Consider the following 15729-nt stretch of genomic DNA (forward strand, 5'->3'; position numbering starts at 1 on the left):
GAAGGCACTGTGTCCTCAACCACCAACGAGGCGGCACCGAAGCCGTCCAGCCTGCGCGGCCCCCGCCGCGGAGCCGCCGGAGACAAGCTCCTCTCCGGCGGGGCCCTTGCGGCCGCCGTCCTGATCCTGCTCGTGCTCGCCTTCGTGGCGGTCTTCCTCCTGACGGAGGCATGGCCTGCCCTGCAGCCGGGTGCGGAGCTCGTGTCCGCGGACTCCTTCTTCCAGTACGTGTGGCCGCTCATGGCCGGCACCGTGATGGTGTCGATCATAGCTCTGCTCATCGCCACCCCGGTCGCGATCGGTGTCGCCCTGTTCATCTCGCACTATGCGCCCCCGCGCATCGCGCAGTCGGTGGGCTTCGTGATCGATCTGCTGGCCGCGATCCCCTCCGTGGTCTACGGCGTGTGGGGCTGGCTGACGCTCGCTCCGCTGATGGTGCCGATCTACGGCTGGCTCAACGAGAACCTGGGCTTCATCCCGTTCTTCGGCGGCTCGGCCACCACCACGGGCCGTACCCTGCTGACCTCGGGCGTCGTGCTGGCCGTGATGGTCCTGCCGATCATCACCGCGCTCTGCCGTGAGATCTTCACCCAGACCCCGAAGCTCCACGAGGAGGCCGCGCTCGGCCTCGGCGCCACGCGCTGGGAGATGATCAAGATGACCGTGTTCCCGTTCGCCCGGGCCGGCATCGTCTCCTCGATCATGCTCGGCCTCGGCCGCGCGCTCGGCGAGACCATGGCGGTCACCATGGTGCTCTCCGGCGGCGTCTTCTCCTGGTCGCTCGTGGAGTCCGGCAGGAACCAGACGATCCCGTCGGAGATCGCGCTCAACTTCCCCGAGGCGTTCAACATGCGCCTGCACGAGCTGATCGCTGCCGGTCTCATGCTCTTCATCATCACCCTGGCGGTGAACATGATCGCCCGCGCGATCGTGAACAAGCACAAGGAATTCTCGGGAGCCAACTGACATGAGCACTGTCTCGACTTCTCCCCGGGCCACCGAGGACAGCGTGACGCCGCGGCGTCACTCCCTGACCGAGGGTCAGAAGCCCGGCTGGACCTGGATGGCCGTCGCAGCTGCCGCGGCCGTCGTCGCCGCCGGCCTGACCGTGCTGCTCAGCGGCGCCTTCAACGTCGTCGGTTTCGTGATCATCGCCGCCATCCTCTACATCGCGGGGCTCTACGTGGCCACCCGCGTGATGGAGAACCGGCGCCGCGCCGCAGACGGCCTGTGCCGCAACCTCGTGTGGCTGGCGTTCCTCGTGGCCCTGGTGCCGCTGGTCTCCGTGCTGTGGTCGGTCCTCTCCGCCGGTCTGCCGACCCTGATCGCCAACCCGCAGATCATGGCGTACGACATGAAGGGCATCACCGGCATCGACGACTCGGCGTGGGTGGAGGACGGCAAGCCCGCCGGCGGGCTCGCGGGCGGTTTCGGCCACGCCCTGATCGGCACCGTCGTGATCACGATCATCGCGACCCTGATCTCCGTGCCGATCGGCATGCTCACCTCCATCTACCTGGTGGAGTACAGCCGCGGCGGCTGGTTCTCCCGCGCCATCGTGTTCTTCGTGGACGTCATGACCGGCATCCCCTCGATCGTGGCCGGCCTCTTCGCCTACGCCGCGATCACGTGGGTCCTGACCCTGGTCACCGGCAGCAAGTCCACCGCACTGCAGTCCGTGCAGATGGGTCTCACGGCCGCGATCGCGCTCTCGGTGCTCATGATCCCCGTGGTCGTCCGATCCACGGAGGAGATGCTCCGTGTGGTGCCCAACGAGCTGCGCGAGGGTGCCTACGCCCTCGGCGTGCGCAAGTGGCAGACCATCGCCAAGGTGGTCCTGCCCACCGCGATCTCCGGCATCGCCTCCGGCGTCACCCTGGCCATCGCCCGCGTGGCCGGCGAGACCGCGCCGATCCTCGTGACGGCCGGCTTCGCCACCAGCATCAACTGGAACCCGTTCGACAACTGGATGACCGCGCTGCCGGTGTACATCTACCGCCAGCTGGTCGCCCCGACCTCGCCCACGGCGGCGGACCCCTCGACCGCCCGCGCCTGGGCAGCCGCCCTGCTGCTCGTGACCATCGTCATGCTGCTCAACCTGGCGGCACGGTTCATCGCCAAGGCGTTCGCCCCCAAGAAGGGCCGATGAGGTCCGGCCGCCCGGAATCCCCCGGGCGGCCGGCCCCGACCCCGTCGCACCCCCCCCAGAGACTTCCACGAAGGAACAGAACCACTCATGTCCAAGCGCATCCAGGCCGTCGACGTCGATGTCTTCTACGGCAAGTTCAAGGCCGTCGAGGGCGTCAACATCGACATCGCCCCCCGCTCCGTCACCGCCTTCATCGGCCCCTCCGGCTGCGGCAAGACCACCTTCCTGCGCAGCATCAACCGCATGCACGAGGTGCTCCCCGGCGCCACCGTGGACGGCCAGCTCCTGCTCGACGGCGAGGACATCTACGGGCCCGGTGTGGACCCGGTCCGCGTCCGTTCCCAGATCGGCATGGTCTTCCAGCGCCCGAACCCGTTCCCCACGATGTCCATCCGCGACAACGTGCTGGCCGGCTACAAGCTCAACGGCACCCGCCTGAACAAGTCCCGTGCGGACGAGCTCGTGGAGAAGTCCCTGCGCGGCGCCAACCTGTGGAACGAGGTCAAGGACCGCCTCGACAAGCCCGGCTCCGGCCTCTCCGGCGGTCAGCAGCAGCGTCTGTGCATCGCCCGCTCCATCGCGGTGCAGCCCGACGTGATCCTCATGGACGAGCCCTGCTCCGCGCTCGACCCGATCTCCACCCTCGCCGTCGAGGACCTGATCAACGAGCTCAAGGAGGAGTACACGGTCATCATCGTCACGCACAACATGCAGCAGGCCGCGCGCGTGGCGGACAAGACCGCGTTCTTCAACATCCAGGGCGTCGGCAAGCCCGGCAAGCTGATCGAGTACGACGACACCAACGTCATCTTCAACAACCCCTCGAGCCAGCAGACCGAGGACTACGTCTCCGGCCGTTTCGGCTGAGCCGCCCCGCGCTCCGTCCCCGACCCCGTCCGGCCGCACGCCGGGCGGGGTCGCGGCGTCTGCGGGGCCGGGCGTCGTCGTCGGGCGCGGCCTCAGGCCAGCGGGAGGAGGGCCAGCGTGCCGAGGAGGCCGAGGAGGGCGCAGGCCACCGGCGTGAGCAGCCACCAGCCGACCACGCGCAGCACGGTGGGCCAGCGCACGGACGCGTAGGTCTGCGTCTGGCCGGCGCCCACGATGGCCGCCGTCGCCGTGTGGGTGGAGGACAGGGGCAGGTGGAACACCAGGGATCCGACGAACAGCAGGCCCGCGGGGATGACGGCGGCCACGGACGCCCGCAGGGGGTCGAGGCGCACGAGACGCTCGGTGAGGGTCCAGGCGATCCGCCAGGCGCCGCCTAGCGTGCCGAGCCCGACCGCGAGGGCGAACAGGAACGCGCCCCCCACGAACTCGGCCGTCAGGGCGTCCGGCGCCAGGACGGACCCGGACCCCACCAGCACGGCGGCCCACAGCACCCCCATGCGCTGACCGGCCTGCAGGCCGTGGCCCATGGCCATGGCGCTGGCGGAGATGCCCAACGCGACGCGGGCCCGGTGCTGGACGTTGACCGTGGTGCCGCGGGTGGCGAGCCGCGTGGCGGGCGCAGTGAGCAGGCGGGCGAGCGCCCACGCGATCAGGGGCGAGAGCAGCAGGCTGAGCAGCACCTCGGCGCGGACGAGGTCGAAGATGGTGTGGGCGACGTCGATGTGCAGGCTCAGGCGCACGGCGAGGTGGCTGCCCGCCAGCGCGGAGATCAGCGCGTGCGTGCTGGAGCCGGGCAGGCGCCGCCACCACAGCAGCAGACCCCACACGAGGGTCACCGCGCAGGACACGCCCACGGCCAGGGGGCCGATCTCGCTGCGCACCGCGGGCGAGGTGAAGTAGTGCACGCTCAGCGTGATGAGCCCGATGCCCAGCAGCGCGCCCACGGTGTTGACCGCTCCGGTCAGGAGGAGGGCCCCGCGCGGTGTCAGCGCCCGGTACCGGACAGGCAGCGCCGCGGCGTTGGGGGCGTCGCGGAACCCCATCAGCGCGCCGACGGCGCACAGCAGCACGAGGACGACGGCGAGCCCCGCGGTCACGGCGCCTCCACCGGCTCAGGACTCACGGACGAGCACCATGCCCAGGTCCATGTTCACGCGGGAGAGGGCCTCGAGCGCCGCGTGCAGCGCCCAGGCGACCTCGCGCTGGCGGTTGTAGTCGCGCTGCAGCAGGTCCATGCCGAGGTCGGCGAGCCACTCGACCATGATCCGCTCCGTGCGGCGGGAGGCGCGCAGCAGCTGCATCCACGTGGCCTCCAGGGCGTCGAGGTCGCGCATCTCGGCGGCGCCGCGGGCGAGCAGCTCGGCCTGCCGCCCCACGGTCTCCAGGACGTCGAGGGCGTGCGTCGGCAGCTCCTCGAGGTCGGCCCGCTGGATCAGCACGCCCGCCGACACGACGCGCCGGGTGGTCGCGTGCACGCCGCTGGCCAGCCGGTAGAGGTCCTGACGGGGCAGCGGAGTCACGTAGGCGCTGCGCAGCGCGGTGAGGAAGGCCATGAGGGTGGCGCTCGAGGACGAGTCGAGCTCCTCGAGCTCACGGGCGGCACGGTCCGCCTCGGGTCCGCGGGTCCCCGCGACCTGGGCCACCAGATGCACGGACCGGTGCAGGGCCTCGGCGAGGTCCGCCATGTGGCGCAGCGCCGGGGTGTCGCGCGTGACGAGCCAGGGCATGCGGGGGGACATGGGCAGCGGTCGCTCTCTCGTCGACGGGTGGCGAAGGGGTCGACGACGACGCCGGACCGGGAACGCCTCTCGGCGGAAGGCCGCTCGCAGCGGCTATGTGTTGGAGCCCGGGGTTACCAGCGGCCCGGCGCCGTCCCCATCAGTCTAGCGATCCGTCCCGAAACGCTCGACCCGCCGCCTCCAGGGCGTCGGCGGTGCTGACCAGGCGCGCGGCCCGGCGGGTGAGGGCGGCGGCGCGGTCCGGGGCGGCGGCCTCGGAGCCCTCGGCGTGCTCGACCTGGCCCAGAGCCACGACGCGGGCGTAGGCCGCGGCGCGCTCGAACGCGACGTCGATCTCGGAGCGGTAGGCGCCCGTGAGGATCGTGTCCGTGAGGCGGCGCAGCTCGGCCGGCCCCGGCGGCTCGACGGCCCCCGCCACGACGCGCGAGGCGTAGGCGGCATGCCCGGCGCGGTACCAGGCGGCCCAGCGCTCGCCGTCGCGGGTCGTCGCCTCCTGGAGCGCGTACAGGCGCCACAGGGCGCCGGCGAGCGAGACGGGCGGGGCGTCCGCCCACAGCTCGGCGAGCGTCTCGACGCCCAGCTCGCGGACCAGCCCGACCAGCCGCTCGACGATGGCCGGGTCCTCCTCCGCGCGGCCGCCGGCCACGAGGGCGTGGGCCAGGCGCGAGGCCGCCGCGGCCACTTCCTGCGGGTCTTCGCCGCCGGCGAAGTGCGTGAGCTCCTGCGGTTCCGAGAGGCGGGGCCGGTGGGGGCGCAGCACGCCCGAGGCGCTCGAGCTGGCGCCGCGGCCGGCGGGCAGGCGGTGACGTGCCATGGGCGGGCTCCCTTCGAGGGCGCATCGGGGTGGGGATGTGGTCGCCGGAGGCGGCGGCCCCGTCCACGGTAGTGCCCCGGGCGCCTGGGCTACCATCGGAGGGCACCCGCGAGGGTCGCCGTCGTCGGCCGCACGCCGTCGTCGTCGGCCGCGGGTGAGGGCCTTTAGCTCAGCTGGCAGAGCATCGGACTTTTAATCCGCCGGTCGCGGGTTCGATCCCCGCAGGGCCCACGCGAAAACGGCCCCTGACCAGGCATGACGCCCGGTCGGGGGTCCTCCCTAGGATGGAGCCATGAGCCCCACGCCCCCACCAGTCACCGAGACGATCAGTTCCGGCCACAGCGTGGTGTGGTCGCGCCCGCCGGCGGAGCGCGCGGGCACGGACCTGGTGCTCGTGTTCCACGGCTACGGCTCCAACGAGGTCCGCGCGGCGCGCCGCCACTTCCCGATGCTCCCGGAGCGGTGCACCGGCCTGGCGGTGCGCGGCGGCTTCGAGATCGACGAGACGGCGTCCGAAGGCCCGGGCGACCCCGGCGCGCACGGCTGGTTCCTGCTCGACCTGCTGCTGCAGTCCGACTTCGCCCAGGTGCTCGCCGCCGCCCACCGCGTGTTCGACGTGCTCTCCGCCGAGGAGGTCGTGGCGGCCGGCTTCCGCACGGTCTCGGTGCTCGGCTTCTCCCAGGGCATGGCCATGGCGACGACGGTCCTGCGTCTGCGCCCCGAGGCGTTCACCTGCGGTGTGGGCCTGAGCGGCTTCGCCGTCGACAACGAGCTGCTGGCCATGCTCGACTCCCCGGCCGAGGGACCGGGCCCGCGCCCGTTCTTCTGGGGCCGGGACGCCGAGGATCCCGTGATCCATCCGGACGCCGTCGCCCACACCCGCGCGTGGGCCGAGGAGCACACCCGCCTGACCGTGCGCACCTACCCCGGGATCCTGCACGGGACCGGCCCCGACGAGGTCCGTGACGTGCGCATCTTCCTCGAGCACTCCCTGCGCGCGGCGACGCCCGGGTCCTGACCGCGGGGGTCGCGCGCCGATACTGTGGCGCGCATGGCAAAGAACTCGACGATCGGCCGGTACGCGTCCGGGAAGGTGAAGGACTTCGGGCTGAAGTCGGCACTCGATGAGAACGGCGAGCCCACGGAGGGCTTCGAGAAGGCCCTCTCCACGGTGTTGGCGGTCCAGCGCCCCCTGGTCCTGAAGAACATCCAGCGCATGGCGGCGAAGCACCCGGGGGAGAGCCCGGAGCGTCTCGCCGAGCGGCTCGGGCAGCAGTACCTGACCACCGTCACGGGGGCCGGTGCCGCCGTGGGCGGCACCGCGATCGTCCCGGGCATCGGCACCGTGGCCGCGCTCGGCCTGTCCGGTGCCGCGGTCGCCGGCTTCATGGAGGCCACCGCCCTCTACGCGCAGTCCCTCGCCGAGCTGCACGGCATCACCACGCAGGACCCGCAGCGCGCCCAGGCCCTCGTCATGGGCCTCATGCTCGGCGACGACGCCAAGGAGCTGCTCCGCGAGGCCGCCGCCAAGGCCGGCCGTCCCTACGACCCGCAGTCCAGCCTCAACGCGCTCGCGGGCACCGCATCGGGCACCGGCATCAGCGCGTTCGTGGTGGATCGCCTCAAGAGGACGTTCATGCGCAAGATGCGCCTGCGGCAGGGTGCCGGCTTCGTGGGCCGCGCCGTGCCGTTCGGCGTGGGCGCCGTGATCGGCGGCGTGGGCAACCGCGCCATGGGCAAGGCCGTGATGGAGAACGCCGCGGAGCTCTTCGGCCCCCTGCCGATGGTGATCCCCGGCGAGATCCGCGAGGGCGCCGCACAGGGGCGCGCCGATGGCACCAAGGACGACGGCGGCGTCTTCGGTGCGATCCGTCGCGCCCTGCCCGGCGGCAAGGACGAGAAGGACGACAGGCAGAAGAAGGGCAAGCCCGCCGCCTGACGGCCCCGCCCCCGCGCGTCCGTCGCCCCCGCCCCCGCGCTTTCGAGCGTGAGAAAGTCCCTATCTCACGTTCGAAAGCGCCCCTTCGCCACATGTCACGTTCGAAAGTGCGGGGGAGGAACCGCCTCTCAGAGGAACAGCGTGGCCACCCCGTGGATCGCCAGGCCCGCGAGCGCGCCGACGACCGAGCCGTTGATGCGGATGAACTGCAGGTCCTTGCCCACGAACAGCTCGAGGGTGCGCGCGGTCTGCTCGCCGTCCCAGCGGGCGACCGTCTCCTCGATCACCCCGGTCAGCGCCGGGCCGTAGGAGCTCAGCGCATAGGCCGCGGCGCGGCGGGCGTGGCCGTCCACACGGTCGCGCAGCTCGGGGTCCTCCTGCAGGCGGGCGCCGAGGTCGCGCAGGGCGGCCACGAGCGCGCGATGCAGGTCGGAGGACGGGTCCTCGAGCGCGTCCAGGAGCGAGTCCCGCAGGGAGACCCAGGCCCGCCCGGCCCACGCACGCAGCCGTTCGTCCGCGAACAGGTTCCGCTTGAACCGCTCCACCGAGGCGCGGGTGGTCGGCTCGTTCCGCATCTCGTCGGCAAGGCGGTCGAGCCAGTCGTCGACAGCGCGGCGGGCCTCGTGCTGCCGGTCGCGGCGGATGCCGGCGAGATACTTGAGGGTCTCGGCGTGCAGTCGCTCGGCGAGGAGGCGGTCCACGAGGTCCGGGCTCCACTCGGGGGAGCGACGGCGCACGGTCTCGACGAACAGCTCGGGGTGGGCGGCCACCCAGTCCCCGGTGTGGGCGACCACGAGGTCCACCACGCGCTCGTGGTGCCGTCCGGCCACCACGTCCTCCAGCACGCCCGCGAGCGTGGGGGACCAGTCCGGGGCCACCATGTGGCGTTCCATCAGCTGGCGCAGCAGCTCCTGGACGGCGTCGTCGTCGGCTGCGGCCATGGCGCCCCGGGCCGCCGTCGCGATCTCCCGGGCGGTGCGGGCCGCGTTCTCCTCACGGCGCAGCCAGCCGCCGGCGGCCTCGGCCACCTTCAGCCCGTCGACCTTCTCGTGGGCGACCTCCGAGTCCAGGAAGTTCTCCTGCACGAACTCGGTCAGCGCGGCGCCGAGCTGGTCCTTCTTCCGCGGGATCAGGGCGGTGTGCGGCACGGGCACCCCCATCGGGTGGCGGAACAGCGCCGTGACCGCGAACCAGTCCGCCAGCGCGCCGACCATGCCCCCCTCCGCGGCGGCGCGCACGTAGCCCCACACCGGGTGGGTGTCCTGCAACGGGAACGCGACCACGAACACCACGGCCAGCAGGATGAGCAGCCCCAGGGCGACGGCCTTCATGCGCCGCAGGCCCGCCGCGCGTTCGAGGGCGCCGGCGCTGAGCAGCTGCTGGGCGGGGTCGGGGGAGAGGGACACGGGAGGCTCCTGATCGCGCGCACCGAATGGTCCCCACCAGTTAACCAGCCGGGCACCTTGCGGTGACGTGGCCGGCACTCGCGCTCCCTAGCCTGGCGGCGTGCCCGCTCTCGTGATCGCCCACCGCGGTGCCTCCGCCGCCTTCCCCGAGCACACCCGCGCCGCCATGCTCCACGCCCTCGCCGTGGGCGCGGACGGTCTCGAATGCGATGTCCAGCTCACGCGGGACCGCGAGGTCGTCTGCTGGCACGACCCCACCGTGGACCGCACCTCGGACGGGCGCGGCGCCGTCGCGGACCACACGCTGGATCGTCTGCGCGGTCTCGACGTCGTCTCGTGGCACGCCCGGCGTCCGGGGGCCGAGCCCGCCACGACGACGGCGCCGCCCGCCGTGTACGGCGGCGCGGGGGAGCAGGTGCTCACCCTGGCCGACCTCCTGGCGATCGCGGCGGCCGCGGACCGGCCGCTGCGCCTGGCCGTGGAGCTCAAGCACCCCTCCCCGTTCGGGCATGAGCTCGAGGAGCGGGTGCTGCGGGAGCTGCTGCGGGCCGGTTGGGACCCGGAGACCGGCCGACTGGGTCAGGTGCAGGTGTCCCTCATGAGCTTCCATCCGGACGCGCTGCGCCACGTGGCGCCGCTGGCCGGCACGGACCCCCTCTGCCCCCTGATGGACCTCATGCCGACGGAGCTGCCGACCCGGCTCGCGCGGGGGCCGCTGAGCCGGGCGGCGGTGCGTGCGGCGGCGCGTCAGTCGCTGGCGGGGTCCGAGGCGCTCGTCTGGCGCGGCCGGGCCGGGATGGCGGGGCCCTCCGTGGCCTACGTGCGGGAGCACCTGGCGGACGTGAAGGCGTGGCTGGCGGCGGGGCGGCGGCTGCGGGTGTGGACCGTCGACGAGCGCGAGGACGCCGATTTCCTCCTCGCCCAGGGGGTGCAGGAGCTCACCACCAACCGTCCGGAGGACGTGCTGCGCTGGGTCCGCGAGCGGGCCGCCGCGCGTCGGGAGCGGGTGCCCACCGGGGCCTGAGGGCGCCGTGCCGCACGCGCAGACGCGGCCTGCGTTGCGTTCCTGCCCGCGCTTGTGGCTATAGTCACGTCCAGGAGCGTGCCCGAGGTCACACCCGACGGCGCGGTCCCCTCGCACCCGCGTCTCGGCTGAGACCTCTCCCGGAGGAGCCCCCATGGCCACCCGTCTGCGTCACCGACTCCTGTCCGCCGCCGCGCTCACCGCGGCCGGCGCCCTGCTCGTCACCGGCTGCGCCCAGAGCCAGCGCGACGGCGGCGGCTCCGGCGGCTCGGGCGGGGGCGACGCCGCCCAAGTGGACGGCTCGTTCATCTTCGCCGCCTCCTCCGACCCCAAGAGCCTCGATCCGGCGTTCGCGAGCGATGGCGAGACGTTCCGGGTCTCCCGTCAGATCTTCGAGGGCCTCGTGGGCACGAAGCCGGGCACCGCGGACCCCGCGCCGCTGCTGGCCGAGTCCTGGGAGTCCTCGGAGGACGGCCTGACCCACACGTTCCAGCTGAAGGAGGGCGTGACCTTCCACGACGGCGAGCCGTTCAACGGGGAGGCCGTGTGCGCCAACTTCGACCGCTGGTACAACTTCACGGGCATCCAGCAGTCGGAGACCCTCTCGTACTACTACGGCAAGCTGTTCCGCGGCTTCGCGGACAAGCCCGAGGACGCCGTCTACAAGGAGTGCGAGGCCACCGGCGAGCACGAGGTGAAGATCACGCTGGCGCAGCCGTTCGCGGGCTTCATCTCCTCCCTGTCCCTGCCGGCCTTCGCCATGCAGTCGCCGAAGGCGCTCGAGGAGTACAAGGCGGACGAGGTCGGCGGCACCGCCGAGTCGCCCCAGATGTCCGAGTACGCCCGGGCACACCCCACCGGCACCGGCCCCTACAAGTTCGAGTCCTGGAGCGTGGGCGAGGACGTCAAGCTCACCGCCAACGAGGACTACTGGGGCGAGGGCGGCGAGGTCACGGACATCACCTTCCGCGTGATCGACGACCCGGTGGCCCGCCGTCAGGCGCTCGAGGCCGGGGATGTCGACGGCTACGACCTCGTGGCCCCCGCGGACACCGCGGCGCTGTCCGAGGCCGGCTTCAACGTGGTGGCCCGCGACCCGTTCACCATCCTCTACCTGGGCCTGAACCAGGAGAAGGAGGAGCTCCAGGACGTCAGGGTGCGCCAGGCGATCGCCCACGCGATCGACAAGGACGCCCTCATCGCGCAGACCCTCCCCGAGGGCACGGAGCCCGCCACCCAGTTCATCCCGAAGTCCGTGAACGGGTACAGCGAGGACGTCACCACGTACGAGCACGACCCCGCCAAGGCCAAGGCGCTGCTCGCCGAGGCCGGCTACCCGGACGGCTTCACGATCGACTTCAACTACCCCACCGGCGTCTCGCGCCCGTACATGCCGACCCCCGAGCAGGCGTTCTCCAACCTCTCGAGCCAGCTGGCCGAGGTGGGCATCACGGTGAACGCGAAGCCGGCCAAGTGGAGCCCGGACTACCTCGACCAGGTGCAGGGCACCTCGGACCACGGCATCCACCTGCTGGGCTGGACCGGTGACTACAACGACACGGACAACTTCGTGGGCGTGTTCTTCGGCCAGGAGAAGCCCGAGTTCGGCTTCACCGACGAGGAGCTGTTCTCCGCCCTCGAGGAGGCCCGCCAGATCCCGACGCTCGAGGAGCAGACGCCGAAGTACCAGGAGATCAACGAGCAGATCTCCGAGATCGTCCCGGCGGTCCCGCTCGCCCACCCGGCCCCGTCGCTGGCCTTCGACAAGCGCGTGGCCTCCTACCCGGCGAGCCCGGTCAACGACGAGGTCTTCAACGAGATCGACCTGACCGAGTGAGCCCGGCGGGCCGGGGACGACCCGCCCCACCGGCGACGACGGCGCCGCGCCCCGGCGCCGTCGTCGCCGGCCCGCCCGCCACCGCCCGTCCCTCGCACCGACCGGCCCGGCCCCCGCGCCGGCATGGAGGCCCCTCGTGCTCAGACTCATCGGCAAGCGCCTGCTGCTGCTGATCCCCACCCTGTTCGGACTGTCCGTCCTGCTGTTCGTGTGGGTCCGCAGCCTGCCCGGCGGCCCCGCCACCGCCCTGCTCGGCGACCGCGCCACCCCCGAGGCCGTGGCCCGCGTGAACGCGGCGTACGGCTTCGACAAGCCCCTGCTCGAGCAGTACCTCACCTACATGGGGCGGCTGCTGCGCGGCGACTTCGGCACCTCGACCATGACGAACCGGTCCGTGGTCGAGGAGTTCGCGGACCGCTTCCCGGCCACGCTGGAGCTCTCGGTCTTCGCGATCGTGTTCGCGGTGGCCATCGGCATCCCGCTCGGCTACTGGGCGGCCCGCCATGTGGGCCGGTGGCAGGACGACGTCGCCGTCGTGCTGTCCCTGGTCGGCGTGGTGGTGCCCGTGTTCTTCCTGGCGTTCATCCTCAAGTGGGTGTTCGCGGTGAAGCTGGGCTGGCTGCCCACGGACGGCCGGCAGGACCCGCGGATCGACGCCACCCACTACACGAACTTCTACGTGTGGGACGGCATCATCACCGCGGAGTGGGACGCGGCCCTGAACGCGCTGACCCACCTGGTGCTGCCCGGCATCGCGCTGGGCACCATCCCGCTGGCGATCATCGCGCGCATCACCCGTGCCTCCGTGCTGGACGTGCAGGACGCGGACTTCGTGCGCACGGCCCGCGCCAAGGGCCTGGCCCCGCGCCTGATCCGAAACCGGTTCATCATGCGCAACGCCCTGCTGCCGGTGAGCACCACGCTCGGCCTGCAGCTGGGCCTGCTGATCTCCGGGGCGGTGCTCACCGAGACGGTGTTCGCGTTCAACGGGATCGGCCGGTTCCTCGCGCAGGCGATCTTCCAGCTCGACTTCCCGGTGCTGCAGGGCTTCATCATCTTCATCGCCCTGCTCTACTCGCTGATCAACCTGGTCGTGGACGTCTCCTACGGCCTCATCGACCCGAGGGTGCGTGTCTCATGAGCGTGAACCTGCCCCCCAGCCCCGGCGGCGGACCCACCGAGCACGCCGTCGAGCACGCGCTGGCGCCCGTCGAGGCCGGGGCCACCCAGGCGACCACCGAGGCCGCCGCGGACGCGCGCGGCACCTCCGTGTGGGGCGCCGCGTTCCAGCGGCTGCGCCGCAACCCGGCCGCGATCGCCGGCGCCGTGATCGTGCTGCTCTTCGTGCTCGTGGCCGTCCTCGCCCCGGTGCTGGCCCCGTACGCGGGCACGGCCACACCCGGCATGCGCGAGATCCGTCCCACCCACGTGCCCGGCCCCGGCGAGGTGGCCGGCTACCCGCTGGGCCTGGACCGCTTCGGCGGGGACGTGCTCTCCAAGCTGATCTGGGGCGCGCAGGCCTCGCTGCTCATCGGCGTCATCTCGACGGCGTTCGGCCTGGCCGGCGGCATGCTGCTCGGCCTGCTGGCCGGCACGTTCGGCGGCTGGGTGGACTCCGTGGTGATGCGCGTCGTGGACATCCTGCTCTCGGTGCCCAACCTGCTGCTGGCGGTGTCCATCGCGGCGATCCTCGGGCAGACCCCGTTCGCGGTGATGATCGCGATCGGGGTGGCGCAGGTGCCCGTGTTCGCGCGGCTGCTGCGTTCCTCGATGCTCACGCAGAAAGGGTCGGACTACGTGCTCGCGGCGCAGACCCTCGGCCTCTCGCGCGGGCGGATCACGATGTCCCACGTGCTGCCGAACTCGCTGGGCCCCGTGATCGTGCAGGCCACGCTCACCCTGGCCACGGCCGTGATCGACGCGGCCGCCCTGTCCTTCCTGGGCCTCGGCGGCGGCCGCCCCGAGACCGCCGAGTGGGGCCGCATGCTCACCTACGCGCAGGCCGAGCTGGGCATCAACCCGTGGCTCGCGTTCCTGCCCGGCCTGTGCATCGCCATCACCGCGCTCGGCTTCACCCTGCTGGGCGAGTCCCTGCGCGAGGCCCTCGACCCGACCTCCCGGAGGCGCTGACCATGGACCCCAAGCACGACGACGGCGCGCCCGGCCCCGGCACGACACCCGCGGTCCCCGCGGCCGGCGCCCCGCTGCTGGAGATCCGCGACCTGGATGTGGAGTTCACCACCCAGCAGGGCACCGTGCAGGCCGTGGAGGGCGCGTCCCTCACGCTCCCGGCCGGAGGCACGCTGGCGATCGTGGGCGAGTCCGGCTCGGGCAAGTCCACCACCGCGATGGCCGCGATCGGCCTGCTGCCCGGCAACGGCCGGGTCACGGCAGGCTCCGTCCGCTTCGCGGGCGAGGAGCTCGTGGGCCTGCCCGAGTCGCGGATGCGCGGCATCCGCGGCCGCCGGATCGGGCTGGTGCCGCAGGACCCGATGTCCAACCTCAACCCCGTGACCCGGGTGGGGCAGCAGATCGGGGAGACCCTGCTGACCCACGGCATGACGACGAAGAAGGACGTGGGGGCCGCCGTCGTCGAGGTGATGGAGCGCGCCGGCATCCCCGAGCCCGCGCGACGGGCCAAGCAGTACCCGCACGAGCTCTCGGGCGGCCTGCGCCAGCGCGTGCTGATCGGCATCGGCCTGGCGTGCCGGCCGCAGCTGCTGATCGCGGACGAGCCGACCTCCGCCCTGGACGTGACGGTGCAGCAGGTGATCCTGGACCAGATCGACGAGATGACCCGCGAGCTCGGCAGCTCCGTGCTGCTGATCACCCATGACCTCGGCCTCGCCGCCGAGCGGGCGCAGCAGCTCGTGGTGATGCACCGCGGACGCGTGGTGGAGTCCGGCGACGCGCGGGCCATCCTCGAGGACCCGCAGCACGCCTACACCCGCTCGCTCGTGGCGGCCGCGCCGTCGGTGGCGGCGGCCCGCCTGCTGCCCGAGGCCTTCGATCCCGCGCCCGTCGCACTGGCCGAGGACGACACGGCGGCCCTGACCACGGTGGCCCTGGCGAAGCAGGACCTCACCCCGCTGGTGGAGATCCGCGACCTCACCAAGGTCTATCCCGTGCGCGGGCACGAGGACTTCATCGCCGTGAAGGACGTCTCCCTGAAGATCCCGCGCGGCAAGACCGTCTCGATCGTCGGCGAGTCCGGCTCCGGCAAGACGACGACGGCGCGCATGCTGCTCAAGCTGATCGAGCCGACCTCGGGCGAGATCAGCTTCGAGGGCAAGGACGTGCTGGCGCTGAAGGGGGAGGGGCTCAAGGACTTCCGGCAGCGCGTGCAGGCCGTGTTCCAGGACCCCTTCTCCTCGCTCAATCCCTCGTTCACGGTGGGCCGGATCATCGAGGAGCCGCTGCAGACGTACCGGCGGGGCAACGCCAGGCAGCGGCGGGCGCGCGTGCTCGAGCTCATGGACCAGGTGGCCCTGCCCTCGCACTTCCACCGTCGGTACCCCGCCGAGCTCTCGGGCGGGCAGCGCCAGCGCGTGGCGATCGCCCGGGCGCTCGCGTTGAACCCGGAGCTGATCGTGTGCGACGAGCCGGTCTCCGCGCTGGACGTGCTCGTGCAGGACCAGATCCTCACGCTGCTGCGGCGCCTGCAGGAGGAGCTGGGGCTGAGCTACCTGTTCATCTCGCACGACCTCGCGGTGGTGCGCCTCATCTCGGACTACGTGTGCGTGATGAAGGACGGCGAGGTGGTGGAGGCGGCCAGCTCGGAGGAGGTCTTCACCAACCCCCGGCACCCGTACACCCGCCGCCTGCTCGCCTCGATCCCGGGCAACGAGCTGGGCATCGCCGTCGAGGCGGACGGCACCCACGTCTGAGCGCTGACCGGGCCGGACGGTCGGGTGCAGAAGCGCCCCGTTCGTG

At 72.3% G+C, this 15729-nt stretch carries 14 protein-coding genes and 1 tRNA gene; 11 read left to right on the forward strand and 4 right to left on the reverse strand.

Annotated elements, in window-relative coordinates; genetic code table 11:
- Positions 1 to 9 precede the first annotated feature (9 nt).
- From pstC to pstB, 3 genes are all read left to right on the forward strand, one after another.
- Complete coding sequence (pstC, locus tag G6R13_RS05350) at positions 10 to 966, forward strand: phosphate ABC transporter permease subunit PstC (protein ID WP_044658633.1); 957 nt, start codon at positions 10 to 12, stop codon at positions 964 to 966.
- Position 967: 1 nt separating this feature from the next.
- Positions 968 to 2149, forward strand: coding sequence for a phosphate ABC transporter permease PstA (pstA, locus tag G6R13_RS05355; protein WP_036384203.1), 1182 nt, complete (start codon positions 968 to 970; stop codon positions 2147 to 2149).
- An 87-nt stretch (positions 2150 to 2236) separates the two neighbouring features.
- The gene (gene pstB, locus G6R13_RS05360; RefSeq protein WP_041103590.1) at positions 2237 to 3016 is read left to right on the forward strand and encodes a phosphate ABC transporter ATP-binding protein PstB; all 780 of its coding nucleotides are present in this window, start codon (positions 2237 to 2239) and stop codon (positions 3014 to 3016) included.
- A 92-nt stretch (positions 3017 to 3108) separates the two neighbouring features.
- Here pstB and G6R13_RS05365 read toward each other — a convergent pair whose 3' ends face one another.
- The 3 genes from G6R13_RS05365 to G6R13_RS05375 form a co-directional block, all read right to left on the reverse strand.
- The gene (locus G6R13_RS05365; protein WP_041103591.1) at positions 3109 to 4134 is read right to left on the reverse strand and encodes an inorganic phosphate transporter; all 1026 of its coding nucleotides are present in this window, start codon (positions 4132 to 4134) and stop codon (positions 3109 to 3111) included.
- 15 nt (positions 4135 to 4149) lie between these two features.
- A complete protein-coding gene (locus G6R13_RS05370) occupies positions 4150 to 4776 on the reverse strand; it encodes a hypothetical protein (RefSeq protein WP_036314859.1) in 627 nt (208 codons plus the stop codon).
- Positions 4777 to 4915: 139 nt separating this feature from the next.
- The gene (locus G6R13_RS05375) at positions 4916 to 5590 is read right to left on the reverse strand and encodes a hypothetical protein (RefSeq protein ID WP_041103592.1); all 675 of its coding nucleotides are present in this window, start codon (positions 5588 to 5590) and stop codon (positions 4916 to 4918) included.
- A 158-nt stretch (positions 5591 to 5748) separates the two neighbouring features.
- Here G6R13_RS05375 and G6R13_RS05380 point away from each other — a divergent pair.
- The 3 genes from G6R13_RS05380 to G6R13_RS05390 all read left to right on the forward strand — a co-directional run bounded on the left by G6R13_RS05380 (position 5749) and on the right by G6R13_RS05390 (position 7529).
- Positions 5749 to 5821 (forward strand) — tRNA-Lys (locus tag G6R13_RS05380).
- Positions 5822 to 5882: 61 nt separating this feature from the next.
- Positions 5883 to 6608, forward strand: a complete 726-nt coding sequence (locus tag G6R13_RS05385; RefSeq protein WP_041103593.1) for an esterase — start codon at positions 5883 to 5885, stop codon at positions 6606 to 6608.
- 33 nt (positions 6609 to 6641) lie between these two features.
- Positions 6642 to 7529, forward strand: coding sequence for a hypothetical protein (locus tag G6R13_RS05390; protein WP_041103594.1), 888 nt, complete (start codon positions 6642 to 6644; stop codon positions 7527 to 7529).
- Between the two features lie 128 nt (positions 7530 to 7657).
- On the opposite strand, the gene G6R13_RS05395 is transcribed toward G6R13_RS05390, so the two are convergent.
- The gene (locus G6R13_RS05395) at positions 7658 to 8935 is read right to left on the reverse strand and encodes a DUF445 domain-containing protein (protein WP_163721165.1); all 1278 of its coding nucleotides are present in this window, start codon (positions 8933 to 8935) and stop codon (positions 7658 to 7660) included.
- A gap of 100 nt (positions 8936 to 9035) precedes the next feature.
- Between G6R13_RS05395 and G6R13_RS05400 the strand changes: the two genes are divergently transcribed.
- The 5 genes from G6R13_RS05400 (at position 9036) to G6R13_RS05420 (ending at position 15683) form a co-directional block, all read left to right on the forward strand.
- Positions 9036 to 9959 carry a glycerophosphodiester phosphodiesterase family protein gene (locus G6R13_RS05400; RefSeq protein ID WP_036383537.1) on the forward strand — a complete coding sequence of 308 codons (924 nt, stop codon included), beginning with the start codon at positions 9036 to 9038 and terminating at the stop codon, positions 9957 to 9959.
- A 154-nt stretch (positions 9960 to 10113) separates the two neighbouring features.
- On the forward strand, positions 10114 to 11796 hold the full coding sequence (locus G6R13_RS05405) for an ABC transporter substrate-binding protein (protein ID WP_163721167.1): 1683 nt from the start codon (positions 10114 to 10116) through the stop codon (positions 11794 to 11796).
- A 136-nt stretch (positions 11797 to 11932) separates the two neighbouring features.
- Positions 11933 to 12937 (forward strand): ABC transporter permease, encoded by a 1005-nt coding sequence (locus G6R13_RS05410; RefSeq protein ID WP_069941074.1) that lies wholly within the window; start codon positions 11933 to 11935, stop codon positions 12935 to 12937.
- A complete protein-coding gene (locus G6R13_RS05415) occupies positions 12934 to 13926 on the forward strand; it encodes an ABC transporter permease (RefSeq protein WP_123244189.1) in 993 nt (330 codons plus the stop codon). Before G6R13_RS05410 ends, G6R13_RS05415 begins: the two co-directional genes overlap by 4 nt.
- A 2-nt stretch (positions 13927 to 13928) precedes the next feature.
- The gene (locus G6R13_RS05420) at positions 13929 to 15683 is read left to right on the forward strand and encodes an ABC transporter ATP-binding protein (RefSeq protein ID WP_163721169.1); all 1755 of its coding nucleotides are present in this window, start codon (positions 13929 to 13931) and stop codon (positions 15681 to 15683) included.
- Positions 15684 to 15729: the final 46 nt, after the last annotated feature.

The organism is Micrococcus sp. Alg238-R198 (genome assembly GCF_900537135.1).
GTDB lineage: Bacteria > Actinomycetota > Actinomycetes > Actinomycetales > Micrococcaceae > Micrococcus > Micrococcus luteus.